This is a genomic window from Winogradskyella pacifica (genome assembly GCF_003386275.1).
GTDB classification, from domain to species: domain Bacteria; phylum Bacteroidota; class Bacteroidia; order Flavobacteriales; family Flavobacteriaceae; genus Winogradskyella; species Winogradskyella pacifica.
Genome location: NZ_QREI01000005.1, coordinates 96266 through 113112, shown reverse-complemented (window position 1 = coordinate 113112; position 16847 = coordinate 96266). Strand labels below are relative to the sequence as shown.

At 33.1% G+C, this 16847-nt stretch carries 15 protein-coding genes and 1 tRNA gene; 10 read left to right on the top strand and 6 right to left on the bottom strand.

The window, feature by feature from the left end:
• Positions 1-48: 48 nt before the first annotated feature.
• On the top strand, positions 49-1314 hold the full coding sequence (gene odhB, locus DFQ09_RS11680) for a 2-oxoglutarate dehydrogenase complex dihydrolipoyllysine-residue succinyltransferase (RefSeq protein WP_115810532.1): 1266 nt from the start codon (positions 49-51) through the stop codon (positions 1312-1314).
• Positions 1315-1865: 551 nt separating this feature from the next.
• Here the strand turns inward: odhB and DFQ09_RS11675 are convergent.
• From DFQ09_RS11675 to DFQ09_RS11650, 6 genes are all read right to left on the bottom strand, one after another.
• A complete protein-coding gene (locus DFQ09_RS11675) occupies positions 1866-2495 on the bottom strand; it encodes a response regulator (RefSeq protein WP_115810530.1) in 630 nt (209 codons plus the stop codon).
• Between the two features lie 81 nt (positions 2496-2576).
• Positions 2577-3017, bottom strand: coding sequence for a retropepsin-like aspartic protease (locus DFQ09_RS11670; protein ID WP_115810528.1), 441 nt, complete (start codon positions 3015-3017; stop codon positions 2577-2579).
• Positions 3005-5596, bottom strand: coding sequence for a CHAT domain-containing protein (locus DFQ09_RS11665; protein WP_115810526.1), 2592 nt, complete (start codon positions 5594-5596; stop codon positions 3005-3007). The genes DFQ09_RS11670 and DFQ09_RS11665 overlap by 13 nt, the downstream gene beginning before the upstream one ends.
• Before the next feature lie 22 nt (positions 5597-5618).
• Positions 5619-7571, bottom strand: coding sequence for a PKD domain-containing protein (locus tag DFQ09_RS11660; RefSeq protein ID WP_115810524.1), 1953 nt, complete (start codon positions 7569-7571; stop codon positions 5619-5621).
• Positions 7572-7721: 150 nt separating this feature from the next.
• Positions 7722-8756: a hypothetical protein gene (locus tag DFQ09_RS11655; RefSeq protein ID WP_115810522.1), complete on the bottom strand. Its 1035-nt coding sequence runs from the start codon at positions 8754-8756 to the stop codon at positions 7722-7724.
• A 135-nt stretch (positions 8757-8891) separates the two neighbouring features.
• Positions 8892-10775, bottom strand: coding sequence for a T9SS type A sorting domain-containing protein (locus DFQ09_RS11650; RefSeq protein WP_115810520.1), 1884 nt, complete (start codon positions 10773-10775; stop codon positions 8892-8894).
• A gap of 123 nt (positions 10776-10898) precedes the next feature.
• On the opposite strand from DFQ09_RS11650, the gene DFQ09_RS11645 reads away from it, so the two are divergent.
• The 9 genes from DFQ09_RS11645 (at position 10899) to DFQ09_RS11605 (ending at position 16711) form a co-directional block, all read left to right on the top strand.
• Positions 10899-11480 carry an RNA polymerase sigma factor gene (locus tag DFQ09_RS11645; RefSeq protein WP_115810899.1) on the top strand — a complete coding sequence of 194 codons (582 nt, stop codon included), beginning with the start codon at positions 10899-10901 and terminating at the stop codon, positions 11478-11480.
• A gap of 4 nt (positions 11481-11484) precedes the next feature.
• Positions 11485-12231: a tetratricopeptide repeat protein gene (locus tag DFQ09_RS11640; protein WP_115810518.1), complete on the top strand. Its 747-nt coding sequence runs from the start codon at positions 11485-11487 to the stop codon at positions 12229-12231.
• Between the two features lie 94 nt (positions 12232-12325).
• Positions 12326-13093, top strand: coding sequence for a TatD family hydrolase (locus DFQ09_RS11635; RefSeq protein ID WP_115810516.1), 768 nt, complete (start codon positions 12326-12328; stop codon positions 13091-13093).
• The gene (locus DFQ09_RS11630) at positions 13094-14122 is read left to right on the top strand and encodes an asparaginase (RefSeq protein WP_115810514.1); all 1029 of its coding nucleotides are present in this window, start codon (positions 13094-13096) and stop codon (positions 14120-14122) included.
• An 83-nt stretch (positions 14123-14205) separates the two neighbouring features.
• Positions 14206-14293: transfer RNA gene (locus DFQ09_RS11625), tRNA-Ser, on the top strand.
• Between the two features lie 75 nt (positions 14294-14368).
• Positions 14369-15142, top strand: coding sequence for a MotA/TolQ/ExbB proton channel family protein (locus DFQ09_RS11620; RefSeq protein ID WP_040756945.1), 774 nt, complete (start codon positions 14369-14371; stop codon positions 15140-15142).
• A 9-nt stretch (positions 15143-15151) separates the two neighbouring features.
• Positions 15152-15589, top strand: a complete 438-nt coding sequence (locus tag DFQ09_RS11615; RefSeq protein ID WP_115810512.1) for a hypothetical protein — start codon at positions 15152-15154, stop codon at positions 15587-15589.
• 6 nt (positions 15590-15595) lie between these two features.
• On the top strand, positions 15596-16228 hold the full coding sequence (locus DFQ09_RS11610) for an ExbD/TolR family protein (RefSeq protein ID WP_115810510.1): 633 nt from the start codon (positions 15596-15598) through the stop codon (positions 16226-16228).
• 15 nt (positions 16229-16243) lie between these two features.
• Entirely contained in the window at positions 16244-16711 is a 468-nt protein-coding gene (locus tag DFQ09_RS11605; RefSeq protein WP_115810508.1) for an ExbD/TolR family protein, read from the top strand.
• Positions 16712-16847: the final 136 nt, after the last annotated feature.

Below are 16847 nucleotides of genomic sequence, written 5' to 3'. Positions count from 1 at the left end.
ATCTTCAAACAAAAACAACGTAAGACCATAGGTTATAAATAAAACAATATGATTTTAGAAATGAAAGTGCCTTCACCAGGCGAATCAATTACTGAGGTGGAAATTGCAGAATGGTTAGTGCAAGACGGAGATTATGTAGAAAAAGACCAAGCTATTGCTGAGGTGGATAGCGATAAGGCAACTTTAGAGTTACCAGCAGAAGCTAGTGGAACTATTACTCTTAAAGCAGAAGAAGGTGATGCTGTTGCAGTAGGTGCCGTTGTTTGTTTAATCGATACAAGTGCAGCGAAACCAGAAGGTGGAGGGGATGCTCCTGAAACTTACAAAGGTGGTGATGAAGGTGGTGGTGACAAAAATGTTGCGGACGAATTAAAGAAGGAACAAGAGCAAACTCCAAATACAGGGGAAAAAGCTTCAAACCCTGCTAAAAATACTTATGCTTCTGGAGTTGCAAGTCCGGCAGCTAAGAAAGTATTGGCTGAAAAAGGAATAGAGGCTAGCGCTGTTTCAGGTACAGGAAAAGATGGAAGGATTACTCAAGATGATGCTGTAAAAGCGGTACCTTCAATGGGAACTCCAACTGGTGGAAATAGAGGAACATCGCATAGCAAAATGTCTATGTTACGTCGTAAGGTAGCTGAACGTTTAGTGGAAGTTAAAAATACAACAGCAATGTTAACCACATTTAACGAGGTTAATATGACACCAATCTTTGAATTGCGTAAGCAGTATAAAGAAGATTTTAAAGCGAAGCATGGAGTAGGCCTTGGGTTTATGAGTTTCTTTTCTTTAGCTGTTGTTAGAGCACTAAAAATGTATCCGGCTGTGAATTCTATGATAGATGGTAAGGAAATGTTGACTTACGATTTTGTAGATATTAGTATTGCCGTTTCGGGTCCTAAAGGATTAATGGTGCCAGTAATTAGAAATGCAGAGAATTTATCATTTAGAGGAATTGAATCTGAAGTTAAACGTTTAGCCTTGAGAGCTAGAGATGGTCAAATTACGGTTGATGAAATGACTGGTGGTACATTTACAATTACTAATGGTGGTGTATTTGGTAGTATGTTGTCTACTCCAATAATAAACCCTCCTCAAAGTGGGATTTTAGGAATGCATAATATTATTGAGCGACCTATTGCTGTAAATGGTAATGTTGAAATTCATCCTATGATGTATGTAGCTTTGTCTTACGACCATAGAATTATCGATGGTAAAGAGTCTGTAGGATTCTTGGTTGCTATTAAAGAAGCATTAGAAAGTCCAGAAGAATTATTGATGGATAATAATGTAAAGAAAGCCTTAGAATTATAGGACTAAAAAAATATAAATAAAAAAAGCGCAATTTCATTGAGATTGCGCTTTTTTGCTCCTAACAAAGAGCAACTAACTAAACTAATTAAGATTAACTAAAGAAATTAACAGCAATATTTGCCGATATCACAATTATTGAACTAACAATTAATAAGATAATAAATACCTTGTCATTTTTTGAGGTTGATTCATTTTTCATTGTTTCCATGGACTTATTGTATTTTTAAAAACTTCGAACTATAATACAATTCAAAGTTAATAAGGTTTGTATTTGAGGTTTCAATTAATAGCTGATGTAAAGTTGCAAATAATTATAACACAATACTATACGTGACTTTACGTATTTTTTGATTTTATTCCACAAAAAAAGGCCTCGAACAAAAGTTCAAGGCCTAATAATCCCTAAGAATTAATCAATCCTGGTTTTTTTAGAATTAACTAATAGCAAAATTTTATGTTACAACCCCTACATTTGTAACATGAAGTAAAGGTCATAAAAAAAACAACACCATACTATACGTAACTTTACGTAGTTTATGTTTTTTTTAGATTTAAGTGTCGAAAAAAGCTGAATTTTCTTTTGCCCAAATCAATAAACTGTTTTGTTTTCGCTCTAATTTGAGTTTTTTTATAATATTACTTTTATGTTTTTCTACAGTCCGAGGAGAAATTAAAAGCAAGTCGGCAATCTCTACTCCAGTTTTATTTTGAGATATTAACTTAACAATTCCTTTTTCGTGATTAGTTAATAAGTCAAAATTATCAGGTAGTTCGTGTAATTCTAAAAACTTCAGTAGTTCTGGACTAAAATATGCCTTGTCTTTTATAACAGACGAGATACAGTTTTCAATTTCTACTAATGCAAATTCTTTTAAAACATAGCCGTAAACACCTAATGCTTTGGCATCATAATATGTTTTTTCGTCCTTTTCGAAAGTGATAAGTACAATCTTAGTCGGCAGTTTATCAGTTTTACATTGCTCAGCAATCTGTAAGCCTGTTAAGAACGGCATCTTTATATCTAATATGGCTATATCTGGAGTATGCGCTTTTATAAGCGCTAATGCTTCTTTTCCGTTTTTAGCACTCGCAAGTACATTAAACTTTTTCTCTATTAAAAAATCGTGCAGACCTTTTAGAACCAAGGGATGGTCATCTGCAATAATGATTGTGGGGTTCATTCTTTGCTATTAAGAATCTTAAAGGTAGTAAGAAACTTCAGCAAATAAAATTTCTGAAACCATTTTAATCTTAGAAAGGTGTTATAACTTTAAATACAAGTATTTCTTATCGTAGTCTATAATGCCTTTACCTTTTTTTAAGATGTCTGCCCCAATAATACCATCCACAGGATCTGCATTATGGTTTACTAAGCCATTATTTACATGAGATAAATTAAATAGGATTAGAGCGATGCGGTTTTTCTTCCATTTCCCAACTTTTATAGCGTTGGACGTAGAGATTTGCGTCAACATGTCAGATGCACCTGCACCAACAGCTTTAATTTCAGAATCTTTAACTTTAAGATTAAAGCGCTCAATAGCTTCAAAACCAACACAGCTATTTGAAGCCCCTGTATCTAATATAAATCGTCCTTTAACACCGTTAATACTGGCTTTTATTTCAAAGTGATTCGTTTTAGTAAATTTCAATTTTATTTTAGAATAGCCTTTATTTAAGAGGAAGTCTTTTAGCGTTTCCATGTCTTTTGTTTAAAAATTAATAACCAACATAAGAATGCAACTATCAAGCCTAAGATGAAATAGACATACAAATTGTAGTTGCTAGAAGGTTTTGATACCGTTAAGTCACCAAAATAGACAAAAGCACTCCAATAATAGGGTGACTTTTTAATATTGGAAATGTCAGGATTACTTAAATACGCTAATTTGGAGTTTTGATTGGCAGAAAAAGCAGATTCGGTTTTTCTGAGATCGCTGTAAAAATTAGACATTAATTGCGAGGTCGATAAGTCATTGATTTTCCAAAGTGAAACCACTAAGTTAGAAACTCCTGCATATTTAAAACCACGAGTCAAACTCATGCTGCCTTCTCCTTTGTGAAGCATTCCGACACCAGTTTCACATGCACTTAAAACCACTAAGTCATTTGTTAAATCGAGATTGTACAACTCTTGTAAGTATAATTTTGAATCTATAAAATCGATATTGGCCGGAGTTGTAAAATCACCACTATTAGCATGCGTCGAAAGGTGCAGAATACTATACTGGTTTATTTGATCTAACACATCTTTTTTTGTGGCCGCATTGTACATTAAAAACTCGGTTTTAATTTCATCGTCTATACGTTCTGCCTCATCTAAAGAATAGGTGAGTTTTAAATTACTATTATCAAAAACAGGAAACACACCCAAAGCAGAATTCTTGAACTGATAAGGTTTTGTATTCGTATAAAATAAAGCACTTGTATGATAAGCTAAGCGATGTTTCTTCACTAAAAACGGCATTTTTGAATAATTAGAAGTTGCCGTTTGTTCCGTTAATAAAGTTTCAAAAGGAATAAAATTTAAAAAGCCATCTGCAATAATCACTACATTTTCATAGGCGCTAATTTTATTCAATTTTAAAAATTCATAGAGTTGAAACGCGTGATCTGTAAACTGAGAGATATCATTGTTGATGACTGACGCATTATCAAAATAATCTATAAATGTTGAAATTTTAAGTTTGTTGGATTCTGATAATTCTATGTGTTGAAAATCAATATGATTTGGTGTAAATACAAATTGATACAAGTTATTTTTTCCATAAAAATATTCTATTAAACAGGCTTTGTCTATTTCTAATTTCGATTTTAGATTGGCAATAGTTATGCTTTTTGAATCGTTTGAAGGATATTTTTTATTAATAGAATCTTGTAATTGCTTTAGTTTAGTCCTTGTGGTTATGAGTTGTAATTGTAAACTATCGCGATCTAATAATTGCAATTGCGCTCTATTTATAGGTCTATTAAGTAATCTGTTAGATAATTGTTGTTGCTGTTTTAATAAATAATGTTCTTTTAAAAGAAGGCTATCGGTTGGGTGTTTTTCTAAAAGTGTCTTTTTGTTAGTATACCATTTTAGAGCTGAAGCTTTAGTGTATTCTGCGTAGTTAAAAGCGCGTTTGGCATAGTCGCTTTCCCCTTTTAGCTGAAACATATTGTATAATATGGCTATGCATTTTTCACTACGGCTTTTGTTAATGCTTGCATTAAGAATATAGCTTTCTTGGCTGGTGTTTTCTTGTGTGAGTAAGTCAGAAACATAGAAGCTTAAATCGTAATAATGCAGTGCGTTTTCGGATTCTGTTTCTAACTCGGCCCATAAATCGAAAACATCTATAAAGGTGTTTTCGGGATATAAATCAGTTGTTTTTGGTAATTGAGTGCCGTCAAAATTGGGTAATAAAATGGCTAAGCAATTTTTTAATTTAGCAATGGCCTTGTCATTTAGGTTTCGTTTAAAATCTAATTGTGCTTCCTGAAAACTAAATTGTGCTTTACTTCGTGCAGAGGAAAGGTTGTTAATTGTTAGAGGTCTTAAACGATTTAAATAAGAAAAGGCTTTCTCATAATCTTCATTGTTTAAAGCCGTTTCGTAGTGGAGTTGAAGGTCTTCAATAGTGCCAAGATCACGCCTCGGAAAGATGACGTCATTTTCCAAAAACAATCGCTTTTGGTTGCTTTTTATAAGTAGATTACTTTTTCTTTTTATATAGTTGAGGTTTTGTTTTTGATGTTTTATTATGCCTTCAATTTTAAGGCCTTTATTCGAAATGTTAATGACTTGCTGATGTTTATGTAACGATTGATAGAGCTTTGCTAAATTAATGTAACCAGAAATTTGTTGTTGTTTGTTATTTTGTTTTTCGGCAAGTTGAAGATAATAGGTGGTAATTTGTTCTGCTTTTAGATAGGAATTCGTTTTATGATAGAGAATACCTAAAGGAATCAAACAATACTCTACAATATCATAAGTTGAAATATTGTGGTCATTATAAAGTTGATGTGCTTTTTCGTAGCTTCTAATCGCTTCCTTTTTTCTATTTGTTTTATCGAGATAGTACGCTTTATTAACTAATAGATTTATAAATGCATAGTACTCGTCCTTAGTGCTAAGTTGTGTTTCAAATTGAAGACTATTTTTATGTAATACAGCTAAACCTTCATCTGTTTGGTTTTGACTAAACGTTTCAGTAGCTACATAGATAGCCTCTTCTAAATCTTGAGCAAAACAAGTTCCGAAGACCAACATAAAAATTAAAATGAGTCCTTTTTTCATTTATTATGGAACCGTTTTTAAACTAGAATTTCCAAATCGCATAAAGTTGTAAATAATTATAATCGTCTTCTAAATTAAACACATAACGCGCTCCAAGACTCGGGCCAATACGCGCAAAGCCAGCTGTAGCTTCGACTAAGAAGCCTTTTCTGAAATTAGTGAAGGATTCTGTGACTTCTTCATTAGTGGTGCGGCTATCAAAAAGAAATAGATCGGCACCTTGGCCTTCAAATTGTTCAATTAAAACAGATTGCTTTTGTTTTTCGTTTACCGAAACGGTACCAATAATTCCGGTTCCTAAACCGATGTAATTATTCACATTATATCGCACTAATACTGGGATTTCCCAATCTATATTGCTGTAGCTTCTGCTTGTTGTTGTGCGTTGGGTGTATGGAATACCGACTGCGCCATCATCTATAAATTCTTCTCTTATTTCTGTATTAGTGTCATATTTATGAATACTGCTTAATAATTCAACCTGCCAATACCAACGATGGGATTTATAAGGTGAAATAGTAGCTCCTAAAAAGTAACTTTCCGAATTTTTTAAATCCGCAAATGAATTGTAACCTGCTTTTACACCAATAGAAATACCTGGTAAAAATCGTGTTGTAGAATAGTTGGTGATTATGGGTTCGTTTTTGTCAAAGATTATGGCTGTTCGCGATTTCGTTTTCTTTTTATGAAAATCATCAGAGAACTTTAATCTGTATTTTACAAAACCTTTTGTTGAATCGTATGCTTTTACATTTTTCTGTTCGCTTCCGGGTAGATAGATGTTTTTGAATGTAAAAATCGCTTGCTTTGCAGTATAAGCGGTGTCGAGGCAACTATAGGCAACATCATATTTTGGACATATTTTTACTTTGGGATACATGTCTAAAACTTCAATACTCGATTTATCAAACATATCTGGAATATCAGTTTCTAAACGAATCGTTGTAGCCGGACCTTCACCATTATTCTGAAATCTAATTTTAAATTTAGGCTTTTTAAAGCGTACTAACCTATAATTTAGAAATGAGGCATTAGAGGACATTTTATTAGGGTCGTGAGACGTTACAATTTCCATTTCCATATCTTTTACATGGTGATTGTCGTAACTGTTATCTGGTACATAGACACCTCTAACAGAAATAATCGCAGAAGTGTCTTTTAGCATTTCCTTGGTAGTCTTTAAGCTGTAAAACACATGGCGTTCTTCATTTGGTTCCATATTGTCAAATCGAAGTTGACTTGAGTTTCTATACGCGAATTTAGCATCGTCTAAAGTTTGAGGTAGATTTTTTCGGACTGTGGTGTCTTGCGGTTTTACTTTTAGAGAGAGTAGATTATCGTCAGCTGAGGCATAATACACATCAGAATCAAATTTTGAGGCATACACAATAGCGTCCTCTATTTCTTTTTCATTGTGATATGGTCTGGTTTCAATAAGGTTGAAGTTGTCTGCTTTGTATTTCGCTTCATTGTAAAACAAAAAGAATTTTCCATTGGTGGTGTACGATTTGGTGTTTTTATAACTTAAAACAATGACGATATCCTCATTTGGCATTGGTTCTCTATTGCGTTGAAGGTTTAGAGCATTATCCATTGAAGCTTCATCTTTATAATCGTCAGTAGCATTATTAACTTTTATTTTTTTAGGACGTGTTACTGGTGGTTTTCCGATATCGTAATTATTGGTTGCCCATAACCTAACGGTGTAGTCTCCATTTCTTTTATAGGTTTTTTTAGGTTCTTTTTCTTTGCTAAATGTACCATCGCCAAACTCCCAGAAATTAGTGTAAAAAGCTTTTGGTGCACCTGCAATCTGGTTGAGTTCTGGTGCGTTTGCCTTAAATTCAATTTGGTTGCCAAGATTTTTATGTTCAATACTTGCTGTTCTACGTGTAGTATCTTTTACAATGTCTTGCTGTGCAAAACTAAAAACTGAAAAGCTAAAAACGAAATAAAATAGAGTTATAGGTTTCATGGAGGTGAATTTATTGTGATTAAATTTAACAATTAATAACTAATAGGGTTCTAATTATCAAGTAAAAAGGATTTATGGTTGTTTATAGATAGCACAAAAAGTCAGAAAAATTAATTTCTGACTTTTATAAACTAAGTAGGTAAGCGTGATTTATGGTAAATCATTTATTAAAGCTGTTAATGAAGCTTCCGTTCCTACTGTGGTCTCCCCTAAATAAAACGTAATAATTTCGTTAGCAACAATAGTTACTGGTTTAATAGAATATCTCCACTCTCCATCAGATTCAGAAATAAAAATAACATGACATTCTAAACCAATTGGTATTTGTCCGTAATGCTCACTAAAAAGATTTAAAGTATCATCGTAAGTGTCTAATTGTGCTAAGGCTGGTAATTCGCCATCGTAAGATAAATACACTGCACTGTTTTGATTATCGTAACCCGCTGGTGGTTGTACTTGAAGTGTTGTTTTTGGTCTTGGATCATTATAAAATTTATCGACATTGGTCCAGCCAAATCCTTCCAAAATCCCATAATAATTTTCACCTTCTAAAAATAGACCTCCATCTCCATTGGTGTTATCCTCAATTTCATCCCAAAGTAAGTTGCCATCTGCATCTATTTCTCCAGTCCAAAGGCTCATGTCTGGATCAGCGCCTCCTGTTAAGCTTGTTGGAATCATTAATTGTAAGCCACAATTTGTATCTAAAATAGTACCATTTTGAGTGGCTTCAATAAAGAATTCTCCCCCTGTAATTATTAAGGCTTTATCACCATTTGGTAATTTTCCCATAGTAGGCTTATTGGTGGTTAACATACTGCCTTTTTCAAAAATTTCAACATATTTTAAAGTTATGTCCCCAGAAACTGGGTTGCCATTGTCGGTAAGGCAATTTGCATTTAAATTAATTTGAACACCATTTTCTGAGGTTAATGAAATGTAACCATCATCTGTATTAAAATTAAATAGTTGTGTATGGTTATCTAGTGCGATGTCTCTAATGTTTTTAAATTCTTGAGCTGTAGGTAGCTCTTCATTTAGTAGGCTGTCATCGGCATCGTCTTTAGGATTACAGCTAGTAGCAAGTATTGAGGTTATTAATATTAGGGCAAAAAGGCTGAATAAATTTTTACTTAAAATGCGTTTTGTACTTGTTCTGATGTGAATGTTTTTAATTGTTTTCATAATAGTTGAATTTATGGTTATCTGCTTTTATATAAACTCTAAGCTATTTTTGTTACCTCTTTTTATGAGATTTTTTTAATAATAAGCTACTTCAAGATGGAAGTAGCTTATTAATCAGTAGTTTAGAATAGACAATTATTTTTTAACTATTTTCCTTTGAAAGGTTTTTCCATCAATTATTACTGTCGTTATGTAGATGCCAGTAGGCCATTGTTTTACAGAAATCGTCTCCTTTTCTAATGTCGTTTTTTTAGAAAAAACCTCTATGCCTTGTATGTTTTTAATACTCACCACTTTTATTGCTTCTGAATCGAAGTGGCTAAAATCTAGAGTCAAAATTTCTTTGGCAGGATTAGGAAACGTTGAAAAGTTAACAGCTTCTTCATCTTTAATATCTGTATGGTCTTCTCCAAAAGTTAAACGGTACTTATAGACTTCTGCTACCTCTGAAGGATTGCCAACCACAACAATATCGCGTTTACAACAAGTGACTTCAAAAAAGATTTCTGTTGAGTCCCACGGTGAACCTACAGCTAATGTGAATTTGTAGATTTTCCCTGGTCTTAAATGATAACCAGCTGGTAAGAAATCGACAATATTAATATTATTAGGAGCTTGGGTTAATGGCATTACCCATGCTGAGTGTAATACTAAGGTGTTAGTCCAGCTTAAAGGGTTAAACTCACTTAACTCAACATAATAGCTATTTTCACAACTACTCAGAGATCCATCGACTAACAAATTGTCAACTAAACATAATTCTGTAACATCTAAAGGGCCATATTTAGAAGGGTATTGATTAACTGCATTAGGAAATCTAAATTTTGCGACTGCAGTGGCTCCCATTTTTGGTCTACAATCTTGGCAGTTAAATAATTGATGATAGCTTTGATATGTATGTAATAATGGATTAGCACCAAGCTTTCGGTCAATTCCAGTAATTACAAACTCGCAATCATAAATAGCGATACTTTCTAAATGATTCTTAATTTTATTACTGATAGCAAATTCATGTAATAAACTATTACTAGTATCAAATAGTTGTACTTTATAGTCTGGGTAATTAATACTTCCGTAGTTTTTACTAATTAACAACCTGTTATTTATATCTACGTCTACAAATCCATTTGAGTACTGAAACATATTACTACCTCCAGAATGCAAATGTTTAACTCTAAAATCTATAAATGGGTAAGATGTAGATGTATTTACGTTATAAAACACTTCCCAATTAGAGCGTAATGCAATTTGATTATTGGTTCTTTCAAAACGACTACCAGATTCTGAATAGTGAGAATATTGAGAAGACGAATTAATATTAAAGAATGCACTAAAGGTTGGGTTGTAGGTGAAACGCTTAAGGTGTAATTGTGATGACGTTATGCTACCCATGGAATATCCAACTACAAATTTTGAGTCTTTCATATCCATTTGAATTGAAAATGGGCTAGTGTTCGTAATTGCAGGGACATTACTTATTGGTAAAAACCCTTTATACACCATGTTTCTAAAAACTTTAACCTTGGCTAAACTACTTTCAACACATCCAATAAGAACGTCTCCATTAGGAGCCACTTCAATATCGGTAGCATTAGTATTATTAGCGACTTCAATTCGAGATCCAATTAATGTACCAGCAGTATTATACTTTTTTAAATAGGTTCTAAATGTAGTACTTCCGGGAGCAGTTCGGTCTACGTATATCACGTAAACATTATTGTTGTGATCCAATCGTACCCTTGTAAATCCGTGGTAACTAGAAATGAGAATTTGTGGAGACGTTGGGGCAAATGTGGTACCATCGTAGATTTTTAAATAATTTCCACAATCTTCACCACTTACCCAATAGGCAGAGGCATAAAGCTCTTTGTTTTTGTCAGAGGTTGAGCTTACCCAACTGCTTATAGATGCAGTTATGGAGCTCGTTTGTACTCCGGGAGTTAGCTCTCCTTGTGCATGTGCAAGTCCGTAAAAGGACAGCAGCAGTAGCATAATGATTTTTTGAATAGAATTTTTCATATTAAAAATTTTAGTGATTAGTAAATGGATTCTCTATCCATCTACCAATACATCAAAAGCTTTTGAAATTTGTTACCTCAATATTTCAAAGTTTTCTTTAAATTCGTTGAAAATAAAGGGTTCATGAGCGATAAAAAATTACACGAAGACCAAAAATATATTGATGGATTAGCCGAAAACAATGCCTTTATTATTCAAGCGATCTATGATAAGTTTGCGCCCAAGGTGATTAATTATATCAAGCAGAATAGCGGAGATGCTTATGATGCTCAAGACGTTATTCAAGAAACTATTATAACGATATACAACCAAGCGAAACAAAAGAAACTACAATTAACATGTCCGTTTGATGCTTATTTTTTCTTGCTCTGTAAACGAAAGTGGTTAAATCAATTAAAGAAAAGTAAGGGGAAAGAGGTAACAATTAATGAAGAGGTGTTATCTAAGGATGATGATGCACAAGTATTGTCTTTTGAAACTTCGATTTTCGAAAATAAACAAGCCTTATTTAATGAGATGTTTCAACAATTAGGAGATGCCTGTAAAGATTTACTTAAAGCATCTTTTAAAATAAAATCTATGGAAGACGTTGCTAAAAGTCTCGACATCACTTATGCTTATGCACGAAAGAAAAAATCGTTATGCATAGGGCAATTAACAAAACTTGTGAAAGCATCCCCTAAATTTAACCGACTTAATTATTAATATTATGGAAGAACAAGATTATATACAGTTTGAAGCTTACCTTGTTGGAGATTTGTCTGAGGAGGATTTATTAGCATTTAGTATGCGATTAGAATCAGATCCTGAATTTAATAAGTCTTTTGAGATTTATAAAGATCTATCTTCAAATCTAGAACATCAAATTGCAAACGAACGCGAAATTTTTGATTTCAAAGCCAATTTAGATGTTATTTCTAGTCAGCATTTTAATGCCATTCACGATGAGGAACTCGTAATTAAGCCGTCTCCAAAATCTAATTTCTATAAGTATGCTGTTGCAGCCTCTGTGGTCGTTCTTTTAGGATTCTTTGTTTTTAACCAGTTTGGAGGTCCTAAATATGATGATTATAATAACTTTGATCCTATTAGTTTAACGGTTAGAAGTTCTGATGATTCTAATTTAAGCAAAGGAGAACAGAGCTTTAATGCAAAGAATTATAAAGAAGCTATAAAGGCCTTTAATCTTATTTTAGAAGATGATTTTACCAATTTAGAAATTCAATTATATAAATCTATGGCTTTGGTTGAAACCAATCGGTTTGAAGAAGCTGAGATTTTATTAAGAAAAATAACGAATGGGAATTCAGCCTATCAAAATAAAGCAAAATGGATTTTGGCCTTAAATTATTTAAAACAAGATAAAGAGTCAGAGTGTATTAAAGTTCTTAAAACGATACCTCAGGATGCAGAAGATTACAAAACGGCTCAAGAGTTATTGGAGAAATTGGACTAAACTTTAAACGCTAGTAATATAGCGCTATAGCCCTTTGAAATAAATACTAAAACGAAAGTCATCAAATCCAAGATGACTTTTTTACTTTTGCAAAATGATTATTACAGATACCCATACCCATTTGTACAGTGAGGCTTTTGATGACGATAGAGCGGAAATGATTCAGCGCGCCATAAATGCTAACGTAACACGGTTTTTCATTCCGGCAATAGACTCTACCCATACAGAATCTATGCTTCAACTCGAAAAAGATTTCCCTGAACATGTCTTTTTAATGATGGGTTTGCATCCTACTTCTGTAAAAGATAATTATAAAGAGGAATTGCGTCTTGTGGACGAATTATTAGCACAACGAAAATTTTGTGCTATTGGAGAGATTGGAATTGATTTGTATTGGGATAAAACGACTTTAGATATTCAAATTGAAGCCTTCAAACATCAAATAAATCTTGCAAAACAATATAACTTGCCTATCGTTATCCATTGTAGGGACGCTTTCGATGAAATTTTTGAAGTTTTAGAACAAGAGAAGTCTGATGATTTATTCGGGATTTTTCATTGTTTTACTGGTACTTTAGAGCAAGCGGAAAAGGCAATTTCCTATAATATGAAATTAGGAATAGGGGGAGTCGTTACTTTTAAGAATGGTAAAATAGATCAATTTATCAACCAAATAGATCTCAAACACATTGTTTTAGAAACGGATTCGCCTTATTTGGCACCAAAACCATTCCGAGGAAAACGAAATGAAAGTGCTCACATATATAAAGTCTTAGAAAAATTAGCAGAACTTTATGAAATAAGTGAAGAAGAAATCGCTACCATTACTACAGAAAATTCAAAAGCTATATTCGGAATTTAAATGACAAAACAACCACATATTCTATTAATATATACCGGTGGCACCATTGGTATGATTAAAGATGTTGAAACTGGTGCGCTAAAAGCATTCGATTTTAATAGTCTGCTTGTTAAGATCCCAGAATTACGATTACTAGATTGTACCATTGATACCATTTCTTTTGAAGAGCCCATAGATTCATCCAACATGAATCCTAAATATTGGGGAGATATAGCGACTATTATAGGTGAGAATTATTTAAAATATGATGGTTTTGTGGTTTTGCATGGTAGTGATACGATGAGTTATTCGGCATCTGCACTTAGTTTTATGTTAGAAAACTTAGCAAAACCAGTAATCTTTACCGGTTCACAATTACCAATTGGAGATTTACGTACGGATGCAAAGGAAAACCTAATTACATCGATACAGATGGCCTCTTTAAATATTGAAGGTATACCTGTCATTAGAGAAGTAGGCTTATATTTTGAATATAAATTATACAGAGGCAATAGAACGACTAAATTAAATGCTGAACATTTTGAAGCTTTTGAGTCGTTAAATTATCCGCATTTAGCAGAATCTGGAGTCCATTTAAAAGTTAATTCTGAACATTTATGGAAGCCAACCCCAAACACAAAATTGATTTTGCGTACAGCCATGGACACTAATATTGGGGTTTTAAAATTGTTTCCAGGTATTTCTAGACCAATATGCGAAGCTATTCTTACAAGTAAATTAATTAAAGGACTTATTATAGAAACTTACGGTTCTGGCAATGCAACAAGCGAAGCTTGGTTTATAAAATTATTAAGAGAAGCAATTAACAATGGACTTCATATAATTAATGTTACCCAATGCGCAGGAGGTAGTGTAAATATGGGCCAATATGAAACCAGTTCACAGTTAAAATTGATTGGTGTTATTTCCGGAAAAGATATTACTATAGAAGCGGCGATAGCCAAAATGATGTACCTTTTAGGCGAGAAAATTGAAGGAAAAGAATTCAAAACTATTTTCGAAACGTCCTTAAGAGGTGAAATGTCCTAAAAATAACAGAAAATAACACTATAAATTTTAGTGTTTGAAGATTTTTTCGTTATTTGGCACTATGTAATTTGAAATAAATTTAGAGAGAGGTGGCCGAGTGGTCGAAGGCGCACGCCTGGAAAGTGTGTATACCTCAAAAGGGTATCGAGGGTTCGAATCCCTTCCTCTCTGCTGATATTTTACGTGATTATTGCATATTTTTTTTTACCTTTAACACTTTAACTAATAAAATTAAGATTCAGAACAATGAAAAGATTATTTTCTATCCTTGCCATAACATGTTTAATGGCTATCGGAACTGTTAATGCCAATGCAACAACAGCCTTTGCAAGTGCAACAGCAACTGTAACAAGTGTAACTCAAAGTGATGATGCTGCGGCAGAAGAAGATTTGAGTTTCCATCAAGTATTAAAAAAGCGTTTTATTGAAGGGGGTGCAGGCTTTATGGGTATTGTACTATTATGTTTAATTCTTGGTTTGGCAATTGCTATTGAGAGAATTATCTTTTTAAATCTTTCGACTACAAACACTAAAAAATTAACTCAAAATGTAGAAGATGCACTAAATTCTGGTGGTATCGAAGCAGCAAAGGAAGTTTGTAGAAATACAAAAGGACCTGTTGCCTCTATATTCTATCAAGGTTTAGACAGAGCCGATGAAGATATCGATGCTGCTGAAAAAGCTGTTGTAGCTTATGGTGGTGTACAAATGGGACAATTGGAAAAGAATGTGTCTTGGATTTCATTATTTATCGCTTTGGCACCAATGCTTGGTTTCATGGGTACGGTAATTGGTATGATTTCTGCATTTGATAAAATTGAAGCTGCAGGTGATATGAACCCATCATTAGTAGCAGGTGGTATTAAAGTAGCACTTTTAACAACTGTATTTGGTCTTATTGTAGCGATTATACTTCAAATTTTTTATAATTATATCATTGCGAAAATAGACAGTATTGTAAATGATATGGAAGATGCATCAATTACTTTGATGGATTTATTAGTAAGACACAAAAAATAAAAATTAATTATGCACAAAATATTTAAAATTATTGCCGCTGCTCTTAGTTTGTTTGGTATCATTTCTCTTGTGAGAATTATTGTTGCTGGTGACGAAGCTATGGAAACAGGTGGTGAAGCAGGTTTGTTTGAGCCTATGGCCTACAGTGCTTACGTGATATTAGGATTAGTTGTTGCATTTGTATTGTTTTTTGTTGTACAAAATCTAATTACAAATACGGCTTCTCTTAAAAGTACATTAATTGGTGTTGGTGCGTTTGTAGCTGTATTAGCCATTTCTTATGCTTTATCTGGAGGAGATACAATAGTATACAAAAGTGGTGACGATTTGGCAACAGAAGGACAGTCTCACATGGTTGGTGCCGGTTTAATTGCATTCTATGTATTATTAGCAATTGCTGCAATAACTATGATTTTCTCAGGAGTTAAAAAAGTAATTAGTAAATAATATAACATGGCAAAAAGAGCAGCACCCGAAGTAAATGCAGGATCAATGGCTGACATTGCCTTCTTATTACTTATCTTTTTCTTAGTAACAACTACTATTGAAAAGGACAAAGGATTATTAAGAAGTTTGCCACCTATTGATGACACTGAAGTTGAACCACCAATTATTAGACAAAAAAATCTATTTACTGTTAATATTAACCGTAATAACCAACTCTTAGTAGAAGAGGAGGAAATTCCGATTAGTGAACTAAGACAAGCAGCTATTGATTTTTTAGATAATGGAGGCGGAACTAACCCAGAAGGTGAGTCTTGTGATTATTGTAAAGGAAAGCGTTTAGAGGATTCCTCAGACCATCCAGATAAAGCAATTATCTCAATGAAGCACGATAGAGAAACCACTTATGAAAAGTACATCGATGTACAAAATGAGTTGGTTGCAGCCTATAATTTCTTAAGAGAGCGAGAAGCAGAAAGACTATACAAAAAGTATTATCCAGATGCTGATAAGGTGTTTACCGCTATGCTTGAAGAGAAAGAGAAGAATCAATTTAGTAAGGATGAGGTACTTAATGAGCGAATTGAAACCGTTAAGTTATTATTCCCAATGAAATTGTCTGAAGCAGAACCTGAAAAATAATAAAAAGTAACAATTATGTCTAAGTTTAGAAAAAAAGATAAAGGTGGATTGCCCGCAATTTCAACGGCATCACTTCCAGATATTGTATTTATGTTGCTTTTCTTTTTTATGGTTGCAACTGTAATGAGAGACAGTACTTTAATGATTGAAAACAGATTGCCTAGTGCCGATCAGGTTGAAAAACTTAAAAAAGACAGAACAATCTTTATTTATGCAGGAAAACCAAGCGATTTATACAAGCAATTTGGTAAAGAACCAAGGATTCAATTTAATGATGCTTATATTACTGTAGAAGATGTGCAATCATCAGTTATTCAGGGTATAAACGATTTGAACGAAGACTTACAAAGTAGAGTCGTAATTGGTCTTAAAATCGATAAAGAGACCAATGCAGGTTTAGTATCAGATATTAAGCAAGAATTGCGTAAAGCTAATGCATTAAAAGTGATGTATATAGCTAATACTAAAAACGAAAATTTATAATAAATTCTTAATTTTATATAAAAACGTCCTGAGAAACAATCTCAGGGCGTTTTTTGTTTAATTGATATTAAAGATTTTGTAGCTTTATCAATATTTAACAATCATGCTAAATACGTTATCTCTAAATAAAAGATTA

Coding starts and splice junctions, on each gene's coding strand:
- DFQ09_RS11605 (WP_115810508.1), top strand. CDS start 16,244: ATGTCTAAGTTTAGAAAAAAAGATAAAGGTGGATTGCCCGCAATTTCA.
- DFQ09_RS11645 (WP_115810899.1), top strand. CDS start 10,899: ATGAGCGATAAAAAATTACACGAAGACCAAAAATATATTGATGGATTA.
- DFQ09_RS11630 (WP_115810514.1), top strand. CDS start 13,094: ATGACAAAACAACCACATATTCTATTAATATATACCGGTGGCACCATT.
- DFQ09_RS11655 (WP_115810522.1), bottom strand. CDS start 8,756: ATGAAAACAATTAAAAACATTCACATCAGAACAAGTACAAAACGCATT.
- DFQ09_RS11620 (WP_040756945.1), top strand. CDS start 14,369: ATGAAAAGATTATTTTCTATCCTTGCCATAACATGTTTAATGGCTATC.
- DFQ09_RS11660 (WP_115810524.1), bottom strand. CDS start 7,571: ATGAAACCTATAACTCTATTTTATTTCGTTTTTAGCTTTTCAGTTTTT.
- odhB (WP_115810532.1), top strand. CDS start 49: ATGATTTTAGAAATGAAAGTGCCTTCACCAGGCGAATCAATTACTGAG.
- DFQ09_RS11615 (WP_115810512.1), top strand. CDS start 15,152: ATGCACAAAATATTTAAAATTATTGCCGCTGCTCTTAGTTTGTTTGGT.
- DFQ09_RS11665 (WP_115810526.1), bottom strand. CDS start 5,596: ATGAAAAAAGGACTCATTTTAATTTTTATGTTGGTCTTCGGAACTTGT.
- DFQ09_RS11635 (WP_115810516.1), top strand. CDS start 12,326: ATGATTATTACAGATACCCATACCCATTTGTACAGTGAGGCTTTTGAT.
- DFQ09_RS11640 (WP_115810518.1), top strand. CDS start 11,485: ATGGAAGAACAAGATTATATACAGTTTGAAGCTTACCTTGTTGGAGAT.
- DFQ09_RS11675 (WP_115810530.1), bottom strand. CDS start 2,495: ATGAACCCCACAATCATTATTGCAGATGACCATCCCTTGGTTCTAAAA.
- DFQ09_RS11610 (WP_115810510.1), top strand. CDS start 15,596: ATGGCAAAAAGAGCAGCACCCGAAGTAAATGCAGGATCAATGGCTGAC.
- DFQ09_RS11650 (WP_115810520.1), bottom strand. CDS start 10,775: ATGAAAAATTCTATTCAAAAAATCATTATGCTACTGCTGCTGTCCTTT.
- DFQ09_RS11670 (WP_115810528.1), bottom strand. CDS start 3,017: ATGGAAACGCTAAAAGACTTCCTCTTAAATAAAGGCTATTCTAAAATA.